The organism is Pedobacter miscanthi, from assembly GCF_032678605.1.
In the GTDB taxonomy this organism is placed as follows: Bacteria; Bacteroidota; Bacteroidia; order Sphingobacteriales; family Sphingobacteriaceae; genus Pedobacter; species Pedobacter miscanthi_A.
In genome coordinates this window covers 232,771-253,531 of record NZ_JAVTSU010000002.1, presented here as the reverse complement: position 1 = coordinate 253,531, position 20,761 = coordinate 232,771, and the positions used below count along the sequence as shown (strand labels likewise).

Below are 20,761 nucleotides of genomic sequence, written 5' to 3'. Positions count from 1 at the left end.
TTGCATTTGTTTCGAAATAAGAGAGAAGGCGAATTGTTGAAAGAAAAAATAAGAATCAACTAACCAAATATATGATAAGCAAAAAGGCCTGAGGTTTCAGGCCTTTTGCTTTTTAAGAGATTTTGGGAATACCTTATGTTAGTTAATACAACCAATAATTAAATAAAAGGGTCGTCATTTCGACTGCAGCATAGCGAAACGGAGAAATCTATCTCGACTGCCCTCAGGATGGCAGACAATAATATAAGTGTAATGAAATAAATCTGCGGCCTTTTCTGCGTTATCTGCGGGAAACAAAAATGCGATATCATTCCGGGTTTTTCCCGCGGATACAAAAAAGATAAAAATCGCAGATCAAACAGATGATAGATCTCTCCGCTACGGTCGAGATGGCGAATCTTTTATTGAATTCCGCTATTTCAACCTTAAACAAAAAAGGCCCAGATAAAATCTGAGCCCTTAGTTTTTCGATTGATGTATCTTAAGCCATTTCAGTGGTGGCAATTTCTTTCGAATATGTTTTTAAGTATTTTTTCAGGATTCCCCTGGCCACGTGAATACGTGTTTTTACCGTTCCAATCGGAATCTCTAACATATCTGCAATTTCATGGTATTTATAACCTTCAAAATAGCGGATAAAAGGTACATAATACTCTTCCGGCAATTGTGAAAGGGCTTTATCAATATCACCCAACACAAATTTACTTTCTGCCTGGTTTTTAGTGGCGCTATAGGAAAGGTTTGCAGAAGAAATATCTTCGCTCTGCGTAATTAATGTGTTGGTTTTCACCAAACGGCGGTAGTTGTTAATGAAAGTGTTTTTCATAATGGTAAACAACCATCCTTTTAAGTTCGTACCTTCTTTAAACTTATTATAATAAGTAATTGCTTTAAGCATAGTGTCTTGAACCAAATCATTTGCGTCTTCTGCGTCTTTAGTGAAATTTAAAGCATAAGACCTAAGTGATACCGAGTGATGATTAACCAGATGATTGAATTCAAATTTTGTCATGATTTTTAGCTTTAGGTAGATTAAAACAAATTATTGCTTATTCGGTTTAACCTAAACAAACTTAGTACCAAAAATTTCTGGCACGGTGCCAAAAGCGTAAAATCATGCCACAGCAAGTTTTCGTCACAGAATATTTACTTCTCGTTCTAAAGTGACTCCAAAAGTAGACTTTACACTGTCTATAATCTGTTCAGAAAAAGCGTACACTTCTGTGCCAGTTGCGCCGCCATGGTTAACTAAAACTAAAGCCTGGTTTTTCCAGGTACCGGTATTACCTGTTATTTTGCCCTTCCAGCCGCATTGTTCGATCAACCAGCCAGCTGCCAGTTTAATTTTATCATCAACTGTAGCATAATGTACCACATCGGGATGTTTTGCCACAACATCGGCAAACTCATACTTTTCAATCACCGGGTTTTTAAAAAAACTACCGGCATTACCAATGGTAGTTGGATCGGGTAATTTACTTACACGGATGTGTGATACTGCTGCAGAAACGTCGGCAATATTCGGTTTTTCAATTCCTCTGTTTTTAAGTTCGGTTTCTATTGCACCATAAGAGGTATTAATTTTTGAGGCTGACGATAAACGAAAAGTAACCGAAGTAATAATGTACTGTCCCTTTAATTCACCTTTAAAAATACTTTCGCGGTAACCGAACTGGCAATCGGCATAAGTAAAGGTTCTAATTTTCCCGGTTTTGATTTCGAATGCGGTACAGCTTTCAAAAACATCTTTCAGCTCTACGCCATACGCACCAATATTTTGTATAGGAGATGCTCCAACTGTACCAGGAATAAGGCTTAAATTTTCTACCCCGGCAAAACCATGGCCCACACAATAATTCACAAAATCGTTCCAAACTTCGCCTGCACCAGCGGTAACCAGGATTTCATCATCAGTAATTTCCGGCTGAATACCTTTAATACTGATTTTTATAATTAATCCCTGATAATCCTCAGTAAATAAAACATTACTTCCGCCACCAATAATAAATAGTTTTTGACTTTTTACTACTTCACTTTGGAAAAGCGTTCTTAAATCATCCGCTGAAAATATTTCGGCAAAATAATTGGCTTTAACATCAATACCAAAAGAGTTGTACGGTTTTAACGAAATATTTTCCTGAATCTGAAGCATGCTGATTTTGTATTATGCTGCAAAAGTAAGAAATAATAGATAGAGTAATTTAAGGATGCGGTGTTTGATTCACAATTAATTTACGGGAAAATTATTCTACAATCCTGGTAATGCCTTTATCAAAGTTAAAAATTTTAACAACTGGTTTTGGTCCATCTATTTTTACATCAGTCAATTTCCAGCCGATAAAAACGGGTTTTGCTTTGGCCACCTCCAGCAAATGGTAACGTTCTTTTGTGAGCTTCGCACTAATCAGCCCCACACTATCAGACTCTGCCTGACTTAAATGTTCGATCTCACTTTCTAATTTTGCTAATTCAGCATCCAGTTCATTTCCTTTTTTGAGGCTATCATGATAAGCCATTGGAGAGATATTGTAAAGACTATCAAGCTTTGCAAGCTCAAAATCGGGTTTTTGACTGCTATTTTCATATTTCGATTCAACAAGCTCTATAGCACGGTCTTTATCTGTTTTTTTACCGCAGGCGTATAAGGTTATCGATAAAATTGTGATAAGAATGATTGTACATGAATTTTTCATTATCCGGATTTATGGTTTTAACAGCGTTTTGCTAACAAATAACAATCCAAAAGCCCTTCCCTTTTCTTTTTCCCGTTTTTTATGGTGGATTTTATGCGCTTTGCGTACTGCCTGCAAATAAGTGTTATTACTTTTAAAGGTTTTAAAACGCCGATGTACAAACCAATCGTGCACCACAAAATAGATGAGGCCATATAAGGTAATACCTAAACCGATAAAAAACCTGAAACCGAAACTGCTGCGATCGGTATACATTAAAAATAACGAGAGTACAGCAAATAACAATGCAAACAAATCGTTCCATTCGAAAAAAGATTTTGCCTTTTGATGATGGCTTTTGTGCATAAACCAGAGCGGCCCATGGAATAAATACTTATGTATAAACCACGATAAACACTCCATTGCTACAATGGTAAAAAGTACAGTTAAAATATCGATTAATATAAACAAGTTTTCTAAATGATTGGTTTGTAAAGGTATATAAACAGCTGAAGATGCAAAATTGTGTCATAAATTTGTAAGCTTAATGCGCTTTTAAACAAAGCGTTCATGACAAATCATTTTTTAGCACTATTTTTGACTAAAATATTAAAAAAGTCAGAAAGTAGAAAAGTAAAATGATTGTAGCCGATAAAAAGAGAGAGCAGATTATTGATGGTGCGATAAAACGCTTTATCCATTTTGGTATTGGCAAAACCACGATGAACGATATTGCCGAAGATCTTTCCGTTTCAAAGCCATCACTTTATTATTATTTCCCGGATAAGAAACATTTAATTATAGGGGTAATAGAAAGGGTATTCCACGATTTTTTTGAACTGATTAAAAAGAAATATAATCCTGATCAGCCTTTAGAAGATATTCTTTTTAATACGATAGACGTGAGAAATACTTTTTTTCAGAAATATTACATGCTGAGGATTACGGAAGGTATTCCTGATTTATTAAACGACGATGTAATAAAAGACAAGCTCAAGGCACTTAAAGGCTCAGAGAAAGAATTTTTCGCTGAGATTTTTAGTCGCGCAAAGGAAAAAAGAGAAATAGAGCATGAGGATACCGCCCATGTTGCAGAACTTTATTTAGAAAGTTTAATGGGCCTGTGTACCATGTGCATTATGGAAACGGGCAAAGATCTTTTTCCGGATAAAAAAGCATTCAACAGAATGACATTGAAACAAAAAAATCTCACTACCATCTTTGTAAGAGGTTTAAGATGTGCAGACTGAAATAAGAACTTAAATAGATAAGAACCCAAAAACAAAAAACAATACATTATGCTTAGAGTAAAAATGGTAAAATTAATGCTCCTACTGCTCATCGGCTCGGTTTTACCGCAGCTGGTTGTTGCTCAGCAGCAAGTTACCTTAAAAGATGCGCTAACCTACGCGCTCCAAAACAACACCAAGGTTCGAAACGCGAAACTGGATATTGAAGGCGGAAGATACAAGGTAGAGGAAGTTAGGGCGCAGGCCTTACCCCAACTTACAGGTAACGCAGGATTAAATTACAATCCAATAATTGGCCAACTCGTGTTTAACGGTCAATCAGTTAAATTGGGAGATAATTGGAATTCAACTGCCGGTGTACAACTTTCGCAACAATTGTTCAATCAACAGGTTTTCACAGGTTTACAGGCTGCAAGATCGAGCGAAGAGTATTACAACCTTACTTCGCAATTAACAGAAGAGCAGATTATCGAACTGGTTGCCAACAATTACTACCAGGTTTTGGTAAACAGACAACAGCTTAATGTAATCGACACTAATATTAAAAATGTGAAGATTGTAGAAAAAATTGTTTCGAACCAGTTTAAAAACGGTTTGGCCAGAAAAATTGATGTAGACCGTATCACGGTAAACTTAACCAACCTGAACACACAACGTGAGCAAACCATTAATGCGATTACGCAATTGGAAAATCAGTTGAAATTCTCAATGGGTATGCCGGTTTCTACGCCGATCAATCTACCATCTACCGAATTGACAGAAGTAACCACTTTACCTGTATTTACAGATTCTATCGATCTGGCCAACAGAACAGAAGTTAAACTTTTGGATAACCAGGATAAACTTTTATCACTGCAAAGAAAGGCTTATGTTGCCGAATATTACCCAACATTGGCTTTAACTGGTAATTATACTTACTCGAGCCAGAGTGGCAGTTTCGATTTCCTGAAATCTAATGCAGCTGCAATCGGGTACGGAGCATCAGCAGTTGGTTTAACTTTAAAAGTGCCAATTTTTAACGGCTTTTTAACACGTTCAAAAATCCGCCAGGCAGATGTAAACATTAAAAAAGCACAAGAAAGCAGAAAAGAATCTGTAAACTCTTTAAACCTGGCTTACGAAAATGCAAAAATACAGTTGCGCAACAATTTAAACACCATTAAATCGCAGCGTAAAAATGCTGATTTAGCTCAGGAAATTTACAAAAGCACACAAAACAACTACAACAATGGTTTGGCTTCTTTAACCGATCTTTTGGATACAGAAAACGCCCTTACATCGGCACAGAACAGCTATACACAGGCTTTATTGAATTACAAAATCGCCGAAATACAATTAATAAAATCAAACGGAAATATTAAATCGCTAGTTAAATAGAAATGAAAAGAGTAATTATTATCATTGTCGTAATTGTTGTTGCCATTGGCGCAATAGCTTATGTTTTAAGCAACAATAAAAAGAAGAACGAAGAAAAAACTGCTTTCATTGCTAAAGGTGGTGGTGCTGTTGCCGTTCGTATTGCTGAAGTAGAGAAAAAAGCTGTGAATTTAGATTTCAGTGCAAACGGAAACTTTATTCCTAAACAAGAACTTAACTTCTTATCAGAAAACGCTGGTCGTGTTACAGCCATTTATGTTGATGAAGGTGACCGCGTAAGCAAAGGTCAGGTTTTGGCACGTGTTGATGCAGAAATTATCAATACTGATAGAGAAACTGCTGAGGCTAACTACCAAAATGCAGTAAAAGATGAAGCCAGATACCAAAGTTCATTTCAAACTGGTGGTGTTACGCAACAACAGTTAGATCAGGCTAAACTATCAACCAGAAATGCTAAACTGCGTTTACAGGCTTCGCAACGTAAATTAAGTGATGCAAACATTAAATCACCAATTAACGGTATCGTAAATAAAAGATACATCGAAGTTGGTGCATTTGTAAACACTCAAGGCACGCAGTTATTTGAATTGGTTGATGTTTCTAAATTAAAACTGAAAGTAAACGTGAACGAATCGCAGGTGGCCAACCTTAAAGTTGGAGATAACATCGAGATCAAATCTTCTGTTTTCCCAACTGATAATTTTACAGGTAAAGTAACTTTTATTGCCGCTAAAGCTGATGGGACTTTAAACTTCCCAATCGAAATCGAAGTAGATAACAGCCACAAAAATACCTTAAAAGCTGGTATGTACGGAACTGCTATATTTAAATTCCCTAAACAGGCCCCTAGTATTCTTATTCCACGTACTTCATTTATAGGTAGTGTTAGCAGCAACCAGGTTTTCGTATTTGATAAAGCCAGCAATACATCTAAAACCCGTACAGTTGTTGCCGGCCGCATTTTAGGAGACAATGTTGAAATCCTTGATGGCTTAAAAGAAGGTGAGACTGTAATTATCAGCGGTCAGATTAATTTAGCTGAAGGTACTGCAGTAAGTATCGTAAAATAAGTTAGAGAGATTTAGTCGGCTTTAAAAACGCGATACGCCAATCGCAAAACGCAATACTAATTAAAATGAAGATAACAGATATATCTATAAAAAGGCCTTCGCTGGTGATTGTGGTATTTACCGCACTTACTTTGCTTGGGCTATTAAGTTACTTTTCGTTGGGTTATGAATTACTTCCAAAATTCTCTAACAACGTAGTATCTATTTCGACCATCTATCCTGGTGCATCGCCAAATGAGGTTGAAAATACCGTAACCAAAAAAATTGAGGATGCGGTATCATCGATGGAAAACATTAAAAAGATCAACTCTGTATCATTTGAGAGTTTATCAACCGTTACCATTACCTTAACAGATAAGGCCAACATCGATATTTCGCTGAATGATGCGCAACGTAAGGTAAATGCCATTCTTTCTCAATTGCCAGAGGATGTAAAAACACCATCATTAAGTAAATTCTCGTTAGATGATTTACCGGTGATTACCATGACTGCATCTGCAAACATGGATGACATTACATTTTACGATTTAATTGATAAACGTATTGCCCCGGTAATTTCGAGGGTAACGGGCGTTGCTCAGGTAAATTTAATTGGTGGTTCGGAACGTGAGATTCAGGTTTCATTAGATGCTGATAAATTACAGGGTTACAACCTTTCTGTTCCACAGGTTCAGCAACTGATTTTAACTTCGAACTTAGATTTCCCTACCGGGAGTGTTAAAACACAAAACCAGGATGTTTTAATTCGTTTATCAGGTAAATACAGAAGCATTGAAGAATTAAGGAATCTGGTTTTAACCACCTCGAAAGATGGTGCACAAATTCGTTTAGGCGATGTAGCCGATGTTCAGGATTCGAAAAAAGAAACCGAAAAACTGGCACGTGTTGATCGTAAAGCATCTATCGCCATTCAGATCATTAAACAAAGTGATGCAAATGCAGTAGAGGTGAGTAAGGGTACACATGCCATTATCGCTAAACTTAAGGATGAATATAAAGCCAATAACCTTGATATTAAAATTGTTAACGATAGCTCGATTTTCACACTAGAATCTGCCGATGCCGTTATCCACGATTTAATTTTAGCGGTTGTTTTGGTGGCATTTGTAATGCTTTTCTTCCTGCACAGTTTACGTAATGCGTTAATTGTAATGGTATCAATCCCTGCATCGTTAATTGCAACATTTATTGGTATCAGTTTATTTGGTTTTACCTTAAACTTGATGTCGTTACTTGGTTTATCACTCGTGGTAGGTATCCTGGTGGATGATGCGATTGTGGTACTGGAGAATATCCAGCGACACATGGAGATGGGTAAAAACAAAGTAAGGGCCGCTTCTGATGCAACAAGAGAAATTGGATTTACTGTAGTATCGATTACTTTGGTAATTGTGGTGGTATTCTTCCCTATTGCAATCAGTTCTGGTTTGGTATCTAATATCCTACGTCAGTTTTGTGTGGTGGTAATTATTGCAACATTGCTATCGTTAGTGGCTTCGTTTACCATTGTTCCATTACTTTTCTCCCGTTTTGGAAAGTTAGAACATATAGAAGGCAAAAACATATTCGGTCGCTTTATTTTATGGTTCGAGAAACAACTTAAGAAATTTACCATCTGGATTACCAGCATCTTAACATGGTCTTTAAACCATAAAAGACGTACAATTTTAGCGGTAGTGGTATTATTTATTGCAGCAATGTGGTTAGCTGCTGCAGGTTTTATCGGATCAGAGTTTTTCCCTAAATCTGATAAAGGAGAATTTTTGATCCAAATTGAGTTACCTAAAGATGCTCCTTTGGAACAAACCAACTTCTTTACCCAAAGAGCAGAAGCTTACTTAGATAAACAGCCAGAAATTGTACAGTTAATTACTACAGTTGGCCAGGCCAGTGGTGACTTTGGTGGAACCCAGGCAACAGCATACAAATCAGAAATTAACGTTAAGCTGGTAGAGCGTGATAAACGCGAAGGCATGTCTTCAGATATTTTCGCAACAAAAATGAGTCGTGCTTTAGCAAAAGAACTTGTTGGGGCGAAAGTTAAAACAGTGCCAATTAGTATTTTGGGTATTGCAGAAAATGCACCTATTAGCTTAGTGGTAATGGGCTCTAACCTTGATAGTGCTTTAAAATATGCCGAAGGCGCTCAAAAACTACTTAAAACAATCCCTGGAGCAACAGAGATTAAATTATCGGTAGAAAAAGGAACACCAGAGATTAACGTTCAGGTAGACCGCGATAAGATGTCGGCAGTTGGCTTAACACTACAAACAGTAGGTTCTACCATGCAAACAGCATTTGCGGGTAACACCGATGGTAAATACAGAAAAGGCGAATACGAGTACGACATCAACATTCAATATCAGGATTTTAACAGAAAAAATATTGACGATGTTCGTAACCTGATTTTTGTAAACAATGATGGTAAACAGATTAAGCTATCGCAATTTGCAAACATTACCGAAGGTTCTGGCCCAAGTCAGTTAGAGCGTTTAAACAAGTCTACTTCAGTATCCGTTCAGGCACAATCAATCGGTAGGCCAACAGGAACGGTGGTTGCTGAGTTTCAGGCGAAACTGATCGAATTGCAAAAAAATGGCAAGCTAAAAGCACCAATTGGTGTAAGTTATACCTGGGCTGGAGATCAGGAAAACCAAAGTGAAGGTTTCGGTACATTAGGTATTGCTTTATTGGCTTCTATTATTTTGGTATACCTGATTATGGTTGCGCTTTACGATAGTTTTGTTTATCCATTTGTGGTGATGTTCTCGCTACCACTTGCTTTAATCGGAGCTTTCTTAGCACTAGCGTTAACCAACAACTCTATCGGTATCTTTACCATTTTAGGTTTTATTATGCTAATGGGGTTAGTAGCCAAGAATGCGATCATTCTGGTCGATTTTACCAACCACATGAAAGCAGAAGGTAAATCAACCATAGATGCGTTAATTTTAGCTAACCATGCGCGTTTACGTCCAATTTTAATGACTACTATCGCCATGATCTTCGGTATGCTTCCTATTGCATTGGCAAGCGGTGCAGGTGCCGAATGGAAAAATGGTTTGGCTTGGGTTATTGTTGGTGGATTAACCAGTTCACTATTTTTAACCCTGATCGTTGTACCGGTTGTTTACTTAATTTTCGATATTATGTTGGATAAACTAGGTTTCAACAAAAAAGGAAAAACGATTGATGAGCTAATGGTAGAACCATACGATCATAAAGATGTACTCGAATATGATGTAGATTTAAAACATTAATCAACATCCATATTAACAATCAACTAGCCCCGACCTAAAATCGGGGCTTTTTTGTAACCAGAGCAGTGACTTGAATATTTGCCACGGATGCAAAGAACACGGAAAACATTGTGCACCGAAAGAGGTGTGATTATTAATCATTTATTTTAAAAACTTCCCCTTGCGCTGTGGCTCGTGTCTCCACGAACCATTTTATTTTTGGCCACAGCGATGAGAAAACACGGAGGAGTATATCAAATTGCTTGCTTTGGCCATGCCCAGATAATTCTACAATGCTGTCTCCAAACAAATTATGCGCCCGCATTGTATATTAGGGGTTATGTTTAAAATCATTCTTAGCCTGTTCCTGCTCTGTTTTGCCTTCTTAGTAAAAGCCCAGCACCCTCCCGTTTTCGCGGCAATGAAAACAGATTCGAGCTTTATTAAAATTTACAATTTCGATATCACTCTGGTAAAATATAGTTACAAACCCAATGGTGTAAAGTTTTTGGTGGTACATGATAATGAAGATACAGGTGTAAAAGCAGGTTTTGACTACATCCGCTGGAACGGAGGTGAACTGATCGATAGCCAGTATGGTGGCATTCGGGATTATTATTTTACCTATATGGATGATCAATACCGGATAGATCCTAATGCAATCTATACCCAGGCAGGCGTAAACACAAGGTTAAAAAAAGACCTGTTCAGCTCGAACGAGGTTGAAAAAGCCATACTAGGCGCGGGTAAACAGATTGTAGATTTTTATGATCCAAAGGCTACAGGTTATTTTTTAACCCTGCACAATAATGCAGATGGAGGTTTCGGCATCTCGTCTTATTTACCCGGATACGATCTGGCCAGTACGGCCGATTCTGTTTACATTAACTTTGAGATGGATGGCGACGATCTTATTTATGTTACCGAAGCCAGGTTGTTTAGTAGCTTGAAAAAAGCGAAAGTTAACGTAATCCTTCAATCTAAATTTGCATCAAACGATGGCTCGCTTTCGGTTTATGCCATGCAAAATAATATTCCTTATATTAATGTAGAGGTGCAACACGGGCATCAGGATGAAAATTTAAGGTTGATCGAACTTGCTGTTGCCGCTTTAAGAGAACATGGGTTGGTGAAGAAGGAGTAGGTAATTGAATATTTTTATAACTTCTTAACTAAATTTCTATAACAACCATATCGTATTTTGGAAATGAAGGGCCAGTATTTCTTCGGTTGGTTTAGCCCTGCTGTACCTCCTGCCAATTGAAGGAATTGGCATCCGTCCCATCAGGTTTATAAACAAAGGCTTCTGCACTTTGCAACCCTCAAAATGAAATACTATTTTGGCCTTTTAGCCCCGGTTAAAGTGGTACCCTGCAGCAACGAGGCACGAGGATGCGAAGCGTACAAGCGAAAAACGGGAAGAAACTTATTTTTTTTGTACTGACACTACGCTCCAAATTACCGATATATTTTTTAGGAACTCCAATCTAATTTATCGCCTTTATTTTCGTCACTAGGAAAGTGATTTTATGTTACCGAAGCCAGGTTGTTTAGTAGCTTGAAAAAAGCGAAAGTTAACGTAATCCTTCAATCTAAATTTGCATCAAACGATGGCTCGCTTTCGGTTTATGCCATGCAAAATAATATTCCCTATATTAATGTAGAGGTGCAACACGGGCATCAGGATGAAAATTTAAGGTTGATCGAACTTGCTGTTGCCGCTTTAAGAGAACATGGGTTGGTGAAGAAGGAGTAGGTAATTGAATATTTTTATAACTTCTTAACTAAATTTCTATAACAACCATATCGTATTTTGGAAATGAGGGGCCAGTATTTCTTCGGTTGGTTTAGCCCTGCTGTACCTCCTGCCAATTGAAGGAATTGGCATCCCGTCCCATCAGGTTTATAAACAAAGGCTTCTGCACTTTGCAACCCTCAAAATGAAATACTATTTTGGCCTTTTAGCCCCGGTTAAAGTGGTACCCTGCAGCAACGAGGCACGAGGAAGCGAAGCGTACAAGCGAAAAACGGGAAGAAACTTATTTTTTTTGTACTGACACTACGCTCCAAATTACCGATATATTTTTTGGGAACTCCAATCTAATTTATCGCCTTTATTTTCGTCACTAGAAAAGTGATCAATAAACCAAAAACAGAAATGATCCCGAAAGAATAACGTAAGCTGGACAATTGCGAAACATAACCAATTAAGGGTGGCCCGAATAAAAAAGCAAAATAGCCAATACTCGAAACCATGGTGATCGCTTTACCAGCCGGCACTTTTTTGTTGTTGCCCGCAATGCTGTACACCATGGGTACAATGCTGGAAACCCCCAGGCCAATAAGCATAAAACCAAAAATGGCAACAATGATATTCGGGAATATTACGGCAAGTGCCATTCCTATTGATATAATTGCACCGCTAATTTGCAACAGGTTTTTCCGCCCGAATTTACCGATCAGGTACACGCCTAAAAACCTGCCACTGGCCATCATAAACATAAAAGAAGCATAACCTATTATAGCCTTATTATGGGGCAATTTTACCACATCTTCAAAATAAATAGCACTCCAATCGAACATGGTTCCTTCGGTGGCCATACTGCAAAATGCGATAACACCTAACAAAACCAAAATACCCTGTGGCATGGTAAAAAACTTTGTTTTTTCAACCGGAACATCGGGCTTACTATTATGATCTAATAATTTTTTCGAGCTAAATACTACGTTCGTTAACGATATTAAGGCAACAATCCAAAAGTGGGTGTACATGCCTAATTTTAAATTTACCAAACCGAGTGCAATTAGCGCCCCGGTTAAATTTCCTATGCTCCAGGCACCGTGGAAAGAACTCATAATCGGTTTACCATAATAATTTTCGCCGGCTACCCCCTGTGTATTTAAGGCAATGTTGCAAAGATTACCCGTGATGCCAAAGAGGACTAAAAACGCAGCCAATTGCCAGCCGGTGCTTGCTAATGCTAAAAAAGTTAAAGCAATTGCATAAAGCGGTGCGGTTGCCCTGAGCATTTTCTTACTTCCAAAATGGGTAGTGAGTTTAGCCGAAAAAAACATGGTAATAATCTGTCCGGCGGGTAATGCAAAAAGAATAGAACCTAGTTCTGCATCGTTTAAACCCATTGAAGCTTTAAAAGTTGGTATCCTGCTGGCCCAACTTGCAAAACAAACACCTTGCATAAAATAAAAGGCAGATATGGCTAAACGTACTTGTTTTGGAGAGCTTTGCGCTATTACAGGTTTATTTTCTTGGTTTAATAAAATTTCCTGGCCTTGCGTACTTTCTTCCAAAATTGATGTTTTAAATAATAGATTGAACTACAAAGTTCCTTAAATCTATTGGAAATACAGACATTTTTTTGAATTTATATCAAAATATTTGCAAAAAACCACCTTTAAAACCTAAATCTTCCAGCTTTCCATTTGATAGGCGCTGTCCCAAAACATCCATTCGAGCCGTGTTGCCATTTCAAATGTAGCTAACATTTTTGCCTGAGTAGCGGTACTTGCCTGTATAGCCAGTTGATCAGCAATATCAATTGCTTTTTCTACCGCAGCAGCGAAATCTTCTCCAGCATACATATCAATCCATCTTTTATAAGGATTCTCACCGGTTTGTTGCGAAAAAATATAATCGCCTACGGCTTTATAAACCCAAAAGCAAGGTAAAACAGCTGCAACGGCAACCTCTACATTGGCATAGGCCGCCTCACTGAGGATATAACTGGTATATAATAAGGTAGATGGTGTAGGTTGCACTTTAGGAGCTAAATCATATTCTACGAAATAACTTTCATGTAAACTGCGTTCGGCAAAAATAGCCCCGGTAGAGAATCCGGCAAAAGCCATTACCTGTTCAGCATTCTGCATACGGCCACTAATGGTACTCAAAGTTCTGCCAAATTCTAAAAGATAGTAGGCATCCTGTGCTAAATAAAAGATAAACTTTTCTATCGGTAATGTGCCTTTGCTTAATTCGGTATTAAAAGGCATTGTTAAAATTTCATCATAGATGGGTTTAACCCTTTCCCAGGCCTGTTCGCTCCATTTCATTGGATAATTAATTTTAAGGGGTTAAAAAAATGATTTAACGGACCATTGCCATTGCCTGTTTTTACTTTGCTACCGCTTTGTAATGCCTTGCTGATATATTTTTTGGCATTTTTGATTGCAATGGGTAAATCATTTCCTTTGGCCATTTCGGCTGCAATGGCCGAAGAAAGTGTACAGCCTGTACCGTGCAGGTTTTTAGAATCTATAAAAGCGCTTTTCAATATCACGGGGGCAGCGTTCCCGGAAATAAGTACATCGTAAATAATCGGACCTGATAAATGTCCGCCTTTTACCAAAACGGCTTTTGCACCTTTTTTTATAATCTTTTTGCCTGCAGCGATCATATCCTCCAGGTTATGGATCTCTTGCCCTGAAAGGATAATGGCTTCATCAATATTCGGGGTAACTAAAGTTACCATCGGGAATAATTTTTCGATTAACTGGTTGATGGTATCGGGTTCGATTAAGCGGTGACCGCTGGTGGCCACCATTACGGGATCTAAAATAACCGGAATATGAAGGTTATAACTTTTTAGTTCTTTTTCAATCACCTGCACTACCTCCGGCTGGTTAATCATCCCGATTTTGATTGCAACAGGCAATATATCTTCAAGCACGGCCTGCAGCTGATCTTTGATTATCTCAGCAGGGATACCATGTACCGATCTTACCCCCATGGTATTTTGTGCGGTTACCGCTGTAATTACGGAAGTGCCAAAGCAGCCCAATGCCGAAAATGTTTTTAAATCGGCCTGGATACCAGCCCCACCTCCACTATCAGAACCGGCAATGGTTAATACGTTAATATAATTCATACGAAAGACACATTTTGCAATACAACTTCAGGAGTCTTCAAATGCGGGGTGCATTGTACACAATTTGTGCAGACAAACTAATTTCCTACGCTGGCATTATCCAGATCAGGTTCATTTATGGGTATAGGATATAAAGTTTAGGGCATAGGGTTTTTCACCTTCCGCCTTTTACCTCTTACCTTTCACCTATAAAACGGGTATATTCTCAGCCAACTATTTGAAGGCACCCCTAAAGTTTTATTTGTAGCGCAATATAGGGCTTAGTTTTTATTGTTGGGAGAAAAAAAAGAAAAGACTAAAGATGATAGTAGAAAGACCAAAGATGAAAACGGAAAGACTAAAAAATCGTCATCTCGATCCGAAACGCAGTGGAGCGGAGAGATCTACCTTGAGACAGATTTCTCGACTGCGCTGCACTCCGCTCGAAATGCCAATAGCTGACTAAAACAAAAACCCCGGTATAAAACCGGGGCTAAAACATCACAATTAATAAAGGAATAGAGAGACTATATTTTATCGGGCTGATAGAACCGAACAGTACCATCTGCCTCGTTTGATACAATTAATAAACTTCTTCCGTTAGGACTATCTTTTGGTTTAACAAACAGTAAACCTTCTGGTGCATCGCCGGTAGAGAATAACTGAACAAAAACAGGTGCTGCCGGATTGGTAACATTATAAATGGCGATTGCATCGGCACGTTCCATGCCAATAAAAGCTAAGGTTTGTCCATTTACCGGTGCTACGGTTACACTTTCTACTTCTACACCTTTATTATCCGAACGGTCATCATCATATTTACCTGCATCAATTACATGCTGCTCTAAATCTTTACCAATGTTGGCTACCAAAGCCCCGGTATTTGCATTAAGGATACTCACACTTCTTCCTCCTGTGGAGAACAATTCCTGATATACCTTATTGGCACTAACCATGGTATAACCAGCGGTATTGGTTACGGTAAGTCTTCCTAAATTAGCCTCTAACTGTAGGGTTGCCGCGTTCGGAAATTTAACCGGATCTAATACTAGATCTTTTACCCGTACTTCTTCTTTTGCATCTTTTGGTGTATAATCCTGTCTGGTATCGCCTTCATTAGCCAAAGCCAGATAAGCAGTACCACCAGTGGTAAAATACGATATTGCATCTGGCAGGTAATAAGCTTTAATCGGCCAGGTACCCAGCACTTTTTTATTGTCTTTATCGCTCACATCGAAAGCATTTTCGGCGAGACTGATATCCCTTGTACCCAAAGGATTAATTTTGGTAATGGTTCCGGCAACGATATCCACTTCGGCCACACCGTTATTCTCTTGTAATGTAACGTATGCTTTTTTAGAATCGGTACTTACTGCAATGTATTCGGGTTCAATATCTTGTGCAAAACTTGCATTTAAACCATAAATCCTGAAACCACCTGCAAGCAAAGTTGCCTTTTGTGATTCGAAAGCTGAAAAATCTAATGTTTTTACGGAATAATTATCTTTTATATTGATGATCGAAATGGTTCCTTTAGGATCAACGGTATAGGCAAGATTGGGCTCACCTTCGTTAGCGGATAAAATGTAGTTTCCATCCGGACTAAAAGTTACCATATCAGGCATGGCACCTACTGTTATTTTTTTAACTTCTTCTAAAGTTGAGGTTTTTAAAACAACTATATCGCCATTACCTTGCTTATCTGCACCATCTAAAGCAATTGCCAATAAACCATTATTTACGGCAACACTGTTAATACCTGCATTACTTGCAAAAGTTAAAGTCTGCAATTTTGTAACCGTTGGATATTTACTCATATCAACCACATCAACTTTGGTTCCGCCATCGTTACTTACTACAAATAATCGCTTGGTTAACGGATCATAAGCTGAAATTTCTGAAGCAAATTCTCCACCTAAATCAATCGAAGCCGTTTCTTTAAAGCTGTCGATTTTCTCAGGAACAACAGCTTCTACGGGAGGATCTACAATCGGATCATCAGTTGAATCTTTTTTGCAGGCAGTAAATGCCAATGATACCATCAGGATGGCACCAAATAGTTTTTTACAGTTCATGGTTTGTTTAATATCTGAACCGCAAAAATAGCCGCACATAACGCCATTTTTCAGGCGCGGTTTGTTATCATTTTATTAAGAAAATATTAAATAAACTACAGTGTAACCTACTCGGATTTTTAGTGAACATCGTATGCATGATGCATTTCTAATCAGCTAGGCCTAAGCACCACATCCCCGTTCTACTTAATTCCGGCCTAACAAATTTTTCGGCAGACACTGAACTAGCCAAAACACTCGCTTTGAAAGAAAAATTTTCAGCCGGCGTTTTTTGTTTTTTCACTTGCTTCTATCTCTTTTGATGGTGTTCAAGCTAGCTGCGCTGGTCTTTTTGACGCCAAAAAGAAAGAGCCTTTCGGCGGCGGCGAGCCGAGGCAAGGATGAGCTGAAGGGTAAAAAATATTAGTAGCAATCGTTGTAAGATTGCTTCGTACCTAGCAAAGACGGAAAGGGGCTAAAGGAAAGAAATATGAATATGAAGAGTTGTCAACTTTAATAACCAGCTTGCTAGAAAGTTGACAACTCTAAAATTAAAAAGCCGACAATTTCTTATCGGCTTTAGGTTTTTGCATGAGGGATAGGAGTGTAAATCCTTTTGTTGTCAGCTTGAGCGTAGTCGAAAGCAAAACAAAAGATTGAAACATATAGCCCGACCCTTGCGCAGCTTGGGGCATGCCCAAAATATTAAAATTAATTGACCGATCGTAAAACCGAATGATCAATTAAATATGTATCGCCCTGTTATCAGTTGCTGCAAGGGCAGCTTCTTTTAATGCCTCTGTATAAGTTGGGTGAGCATGGCAGGTGCGTGCAATATCTTCTGCAGATGCACGGAATTCCATGGCAATAACGGCTTCAGCAATCATATCTGCAGCACGTGGACCAATCATGTGTACACCTAAAACTTCATCAGTAGCAGCATCAGCCAAAACTTTAATGAAACCATCGGTATCCATACTTGCTTTCGCACGTCCGCTGGCTTTGAAAGGGAAAGAACCTGTTTTATATTTTACGCCTTTTTCTTTTAACTGCTCTTCGGTTAAACCTACAGAAGCTACTTCTGGCCAGGTATAAACCACACCCGGAATTAAGTTATAATTAATATGTGGTTTTTGACCGGCAATGGTTTCGGCAACATAAGTACCTTCATCTTCAGCTTTGTGGGCTAACATGGCACCGGTAATTACATCACCAATGGCATAAACTCCTTTAACAGAAGTTTCCAAATGTTCGTTAACAGGGATTTTTTTACCTCTTTCTTCTATCGTGATTCCGATTTTATCTAAACCTAAACCTTCGCTATAAGCGGTACGACCAACAGCAACGATGCAATAATCAGCTTCTAAAGAAATGGTTTCGCCTTTTGGAGTTTCGGCAGTAACGGTTACCGATTTACCTTTAGTAGTGGCTCCGGTAACTTTATGGCCCATGTAAAACTCCATGCCTAAAGTTTTCTTTAATACGCGTTGAAGTTCTTTACCTAAACCAGCATCCATAGTACCGATTATAGATGGTAAAAACTCAACTACAGAAACTTTTGTACCCAAACGGGCGTACACTGAACCTAACTCTAAACCGATTACACCACCACCAATTACGACCATGGTTTTTGGCACCTCTTTAATATTTAAAGCTTCGGTAGAAGTAATGATGCGTTTTTTATCGATTGGCAAAAATGGTAAAGCCGTAGGTTTAGAGCCAGTAGCAATAATTACATTTTTAGCAGAAAGCGTTTCAGTAGAACCATCAGCTTTGGTTACCAGGATGGTATTTTTATCAACAAAAGAACCTATGCCTTCGAAAGAATCGATTTTGTTTTTTTTGAACAGATAAGTAATACCAGCCGTATTTTGAGCAACAACATCGTCTTTACGGGCGATCATTTGTTTCATATCAACCTTTAAATCTTTTAAGTTGATACCGTGCGTAGTGAACGTGTGGGCAGCGTTGTGATAGTGCTCTGATGAGTCTAACAAAGCTTTAGATGGAATACAGCCTACGTTTAAGCAAGTACCTCCAAAAGTTTTATATTTTTCAACAACTGCAGTTTTTAAACCTAACTGAGCACAACGGATTGCGCCTACATAACCGCCCGGCCCTGAACCGATAACAACGACATCGTATTGCATAATTTCTTGATAATTTTAATTAGCCAAATGTAGGGAAAAAAGGCGGAAAGCTGAAAGCGAAATGCCAATAGTAAATGACGCTTTTACAGGGAGCCGATGACTGAGCATCAATATCATGCTGCTATTAAAGCCCAATCCGCATTGCTAATACTGAAAGTAAATCCATAATCCTTTTTTTGCCATGAGGTAGTAGATTGCTATTTACTCATCTGGTTAATTATCAAGAATTAAATCAATTCTTTTTCCAGCATAAACGCTTTCGCATTGGCAAAACTCAGAAAGAGTTCATCGGCGATTTTTAGTTTTTGGTGTGCACGCACATTGTTCTGTATAGCGTAACAGGTAATGCCCGCGGCCAGGGCCGATTTAACACCATTCAGGGTATCTTCAAAAACAATGCACTCATCTTTTGCCAACCCTAAGCGCTCCACACACAGGTTATAACTTTCAGGATCGGGTTTAGATTTGCTTACATCCGTGCGGGTAATAAACAAACTGAAATACTTAGCCAGGCCATTACGTTCAAAAACCGCTTCAACATCCATTTTAGGACTGGCAGTAACTACCGCGAGGGTAAGTCCTTTTTCGTAAACAAACTGGATAAATTCCAATGCAAAAGGCATTAACTCAATATCTGTTGTTCTAAAGCCATCAAAAGTGATCTTTTCTCTTCTATCGACAAAACCTTCCAGCTCTTCTTCGATTTTATATCGGTCAATTATAGTTTTAGCATTTTTAGGTAATGGGATTCCGGCGTAATTGCTTAGCCAATCTTTAAAATCGATTGCTACTCCATAATCGCATAAAAAGGTATTCCAACAATCGAAATGAAACTTCTCCGAATCAATTAATGTCCCATCTAAATCGAACAGCAATGCTTTTATTTTACTCATTATAATTTTTTAAAGGAATGTTTATGGGATGATTTCGAAGAGGAAAAATTGCTGTACCTGCGATTTTCCGAAATTATTATCGACACAAAAAATTAAGGAATGATGCCCGTTAGGAAGTTTCGGACCGAAAGTTACGCCTTCAAAATTATCAATGTGTCTGTTTAAAGTATCAAAATCGAAAAGTAGTTTTTTGGTTAATGGTTTTGGAGGATTTTTTACAAAAGATGCATTATCGATTTCGTTTTCTGCACCATTTAAATCAACCAGGTAAAGTTTTAAAAAAGTATGGTCATCATGTCCTTTTGCCCAGGCCCTTTCCATTACCAAAAGTGTATGGTTATTAACCGCTAATATTTCTGAAATGCCATTTATATTCCAGTCGTTATCTACACTGGGTTTCACAGGTAAATCGCCCAGGTTATAGGCATATTGTGCAACATTTTTTTTAGTAGTTGCATCGAATTTTAAAATCCGCGTTAGCGCTTTATCGTATCCAAAAGAAGATTGTGGCCCGTCCTGATAAAGGGGTTCCTCTAAACTGGCATATAAAGTTTTGTACTGATCGGCATAAGTTAAGCCCTCAAACAGTGCGTTTTTACGCGGACCATTATCCGTTTTTGTAAAATGAAAACCTTTAGGTAATGGAATCGTGTCTAAAAATTTTCCTTCGGTAGCAATAAAAGTTAAGCCAGGCTGAACAATAGTAGTATCACCGTTTTTAAATAACCTTTCTCCTTCGCTGCTCCAGATCAGTTGTTTGGTAACCGGATTATAACGTACCGATTCTCCATCTGGTTTCACACTTTTATCAGTGCCGTATTTTGGATATTGCCTACCATTTTCCTGCAACAAATAAGTAACGCCTGTCATCCGAACAGTATCGATTTTATTATCTTTGAGATCAATCTGTGCTGTGTAAATTCTTGCCGGACTAAATTGCGATGGATCGTCACTAATCAAATAATATTGGTTTTGCTTTACATCATAATCAATCCCGGATAAACCGCCAACAACCGTATTTTGGAAAATTGAATTTAAAGGCATAACATATTCATCTAAAAACTTAATTGATGAAATGCTGGTTTCTATTTGCTTAACAGCTGTGTTTTTTGTTACCGAACAAGATGAAAATACAACAGCAAAAAGAGCATAAACAAGGAAGAATTGGCGTATGGGTTTCAAATCGAAATG

General features: G+C 38.2%; 17 protein-coding genes, 1 pseudogene and 1 riboswitch. Of the genes and pseudogenes, 7 read left to right on the top strand and 11 right to left on the bottom strand.

The genetic code is table 11. From position 1 onward, the window contains the following. Positions 1 to 481: 481 nt before the first annotated feature. From R2R28_RS03910 to R2R28_RS03895, 4 genes are all read right to left on the bottom strand, one after another. Positions 482 to 1,012 carry an RNA polymerase sigma factor gene (locus R2R28_RS03910; RefSeq protein WP_316824400.1) on the bottom strand — a complete coding sequence of 177 codons (531 nt, stop codon included), beginning with the start codon at positions 1,010 to 1,012 and terminating at the stop codon, positions 482 to 484. Positions 1,013 to 1,135: 123 nt separating this feature from the next. Then, positions 1,136 to 2,152 carry a UDP-N-acetylmuramate dehydrogenase gene (gene murB, locus R2R28_RS03905; protein WP_316824399.1) on the bottom strand — a complete coding sequence of 339 codons (1,017 nt, stop codon included), beginning with the start codon at positions 2,150 to 2,152 and terminating at the stop codon, positions 1,136 to 1,138. Positions 2,153 to 2,243: 91 nt separating this feature from the next. Then, positions 2,244 to 2,693, bottom strand: coding sequence for a hypothetical protein (locus R2R28_RS03900; RefSeq protein ID WP_316824398.1), 450 nt, complete (start codon positions 2,691 to 2,693; stop codon positions 2,244 to 2,246). 9 nt (positions 2,694 to 2,702) lie between these two features. After that, positions 2,703 to 3,143, bottom strand: coding sequence for a sterol desaturase family protein (locus R2R28_RS03895; RefSeq protein ID WP_316824397.1), 441 nt, complete (start codon positions 3,141 to 3,143; stop codon positions 2,703 to 2,705). A gap of 167 nt (positions 3,144 to 3,310) precedes the next feature. On the opposite strand from R2R28_RS03895, the gene R2R28_RS03890 reads away from it, so the two are divergent. The 7 genes and pseudogenes from R2R28_RS03890 to R2R28_RS03865 all read left to right on the top strand — a co-directional run bounded on the left by R2R28_RS03890 (position 3,311) and on the right by R2R28_RS03865 (position 11,364). Then, positions 3,311 to 3,922, top strand: coding sequence for a TetR/AcrR family transcriptional regulator (locus tag R2R28_RS03890; RefSeq protein WP_316824396.1), 612 nt, complete (start codon positions 3,311 to 3,313; stop codon positions 3,920 to 3,922). Positions 3,923 to 3,970: 48 nt separating this feature from the next. Then, the gene (locus R2R28_RS03885) at positions 3,971 to 5,299 is read left to right on the top strand and encodes a TolC family protein (protein ID WP_316824395.1); all 1,329 of its coding nucleotides are present in this window, start codon (positions 3,971 to 3,973) and stop codon (positions 5,297 to 5,299) included. A gap of 2 nt (positions 5,300 to 5,301) precedes the next feature. Then, on the top strand, positions 5,302 to 6,369 hold the full coding sequence (locus tag R2R28_RS03880) for an efflux RND transporter periplasmic adaptor subunit (RefSeq protein WP_316824394.1): 1,068 nt from the start codon (positions 5,302 to 5,304) through the stop codon (positions 6,367 to 6,369). Between the two features lie 65 nt (positions 6,370 to 6,434). Further along, entirely contained in the window at positions 6,435 to 9,629 is a 3,195-nt protein-coding gene (locus tag R2R28_RS03875) for an efflux RND transporter permease subunit (RefSeq protein ID WP_316824393.1), read from the top strand. A 49-nt stretch (positions 9,630 to 9,678) separates the two neighbouring features. Further along, positions 9,679 to 9,759 (top strand): annotated as a pseudogene (locus R2R28_RS29120) (hypothetical protein); the annotation flags it as partial. A gap of 189 nt (positions 9,760 to 9,948) precedes the next feature. Continuing rightward, positions 9,949 to 10,752 (top strand): hypothetical protein, encoded by an 804-nt coding sequence (locus R2R28_RS03870; protein WP_316824392.1) that lies wholly within the window; start codon positions 9,949 to 9,951, stop codon positions 10,750 to 10,752. A gap of 414 nt (positions 10,753 to 11,166) precedes the next feature. Beyond that, on the top strand, positions 11,167 to 11,364 hold the full coding sequence (locus R2R28_RS03865) for a hypothetical protein (protein ID WP_316824391.1): 198 nt from the start codon (positions 11,167 to 11,169) through the stop codon (positions 11,362 to 11,364). Between the two features lie 344 nt (positions 11,365 to 11,708). On the opposite strand, the gene R2R28_RS03860 is transcribed toward R2R28_RS03865, so the two are convergent. From R2R28_RS03860 to R2R28_RS03830, 7 genes are all read right to left on the bottom strand, one after another. After that, complete coding sequence (locus R2R28_RS03860; protein ID WP_316824390.1) at positions 11,709 to 12,917, bottom strand: MFS transporter; 1,209 nt, start codon at positions 12,915 to 12,917, stop codon at positions 11,709 to 11,711. A gap of 111 nt (positions 12,918 to 13,028) precedes the next feature. Next, entirely contained in the window at positions 13,029 to 13,679 is a 651-nt protein-coding gene (locus tag R2R28_RS03855; protein ID WP_316824389.1) for a TenA family protein, read from the bottom strand. Beyond that, the gene (thiD, locus tag R2R28_RS03850; protein WP_316824388.1) at positions 13,676 to 14,494 is read right to left on the bottom strand and encodes a bifunctional hydroxymethylpyrimidine kinase/phosphomethylpyrimidine kinase; all 819 of its coding nucleotides are present in this window, start codon (positions 14,492 to 14,494) and stop codon (positions 13,676 to 13,678) included. The genes R2R28_RS03855 and thiD overlap by 4 nt, the downstream gene beginning before the upstream one ends. Positions 14,495 to 14,558: 64 nt before the next feature. Beyond that, positions 14,559 to 14,735, bottom strand: a riboswitch (TPP riboswitch). A gap of 265 nt (positions 14,736 to 15,000) precedes the next feature. After that, entirely contained in the window at positions 15,001 to 16,548 is a 1,548-nt protein-coding gene (locus tag R2R28_RS03845; RefSeq protein ID WP_316824387.1) for a choice-of-anchor I family protein, read from the bottom strand. 722 nt (positions 16,549 to 17,270) lie between these two features. Continuing rightward, on the bottom strand, positions 17,271 to 18,677 hold the full coding sequence (lpdA, locus tag R2R28_RS03840; RefSeq protein WP_316824386.1) for a dihydrolipoyl dehydrogenase: 1,407 nt from the start codon (positions 18,675 to 18,677) through the stop codon (positions 17,271 to 17,273). Positions 18,678 to 18,904: 227 nt separating this feature from the next. Next, positions 18,905 to 19,570 carry an HAD family phosphatase gene (locus R2R28_RS03835; RefSeq protein WP_316824385.1) on the bottom strand — a complete coding sequence of 222 codons (666 nt, stop codon included), beginning with the start codon at positions 19,568 to 19,570 and terminating at the stop codon, positions 18,905 to 18,907. Between the two features lie 21 nt (positions 19,571 to 19,591). After that, positions 19,592 to 20,614, bottom strand: a complete 1,023-nt coding sequence (locus R2R28_RS03830) for an esterase-like activity of phytase family protein (protein ID WP_316824384.1) — start codon at positions 20,612 to 20,614, stop codon at positions 19,592 to 19,594. Positions 20,615 to 20,761: the final 147 nt, after the last annotated feature.

Coding starts and splice junctions, on each gene's coding strand:
- R2R28_RS03910 (WP_316824400.1), bottom strand. CDS start 1,012: ATGACAAAATTTGAATTCAATCATCTGGTTAATCATCACTCGGTATCA.
- murB (WP_316824399.1), bottom strand. CDS start 2,152: ATGCTTCAGATTCAGGAAAATATTTCGTTAAAACCGTACAACTCTTTT.
- R2R28_RS03900 (WP_316824398.1), bottom strand. CDS start 2,693: ATGAAAAATTCATGTACAATCATTCTTATCACAATTTTATCGATAACC.
- R2R28_RS03890 (WP_316824396.1), top strand. CDS start 3,311: ATGATTGTAGCCGATAAAAAGAGAGAGCAGATTATTGATGGTGCGATA.
- R2R28_RS03885 (WP_316824395.1), top strand. CDS start 3,971: ATGCTTAGAGTAAAAATGGTAAAATTAATGCTCCTACTGCTCATCGGC.
- R2R28_RS03880 (WP_316824394.1), top strand. CDS start 5,302: ATGAAAAGAGTAATTATTATCATTGTCGTAATTGTTGTTGCCATTGGC.
- R2R28_RS03875 (WP_316824393.1), top strand. CDS start 6,435: ATGAAGATAACAGATATATCTATAAAAAGGCCTTCGCTGGTGATTGTG.
- R2R28_RS03870 (WP_316824392.1), top strand. CDS start 9,949: ATGTTTAAAATCATTCTTAGCCTGTTCCTGCTCTGTTTTGCCTTCTTA.
- R2R28_RS03855 (WP_316824389.1), bottom strand. CDS start 13,679: ATGAAATGGAGCGAACAGGCCTGGGAAAGGGTTAAACCCATCTATGAT.
- thiD (WP_316824388.1), bottom strand. CDS start 14,494: ATGAATTATATTAACGTATTAACCATTGCCGGTTCTGATAGTGGAGGT.
- R2R28_RS03845 (WP_316824387.1), bottom strand. CDS start 16,548: ATGAACTGTAAAAAACTATTTGGTGCCATCCTGATGGTATCATTGGCA.
- lpdA (WP_316824386.1), bottom strand. CDS start 18,677: ATGCAATACGATGTCGTTGTTATCGGTTCAGGGCCGGGCGGTTATGTA.
- R2R28_RS03835 (WP_316824385.1), bottom strand. CDS start 19,570: ATGAGTAAAATAAAAGCATTGCTGTTCGATTTAGATGGGACATTAATT.
- R2R28_RS03830 (WP_316824384.1), bottom strand. CDS start 20,614: ATGCCTTTAAATTCAATTTTCCAAAATACGGTTGTTGGCGGTTTATCC.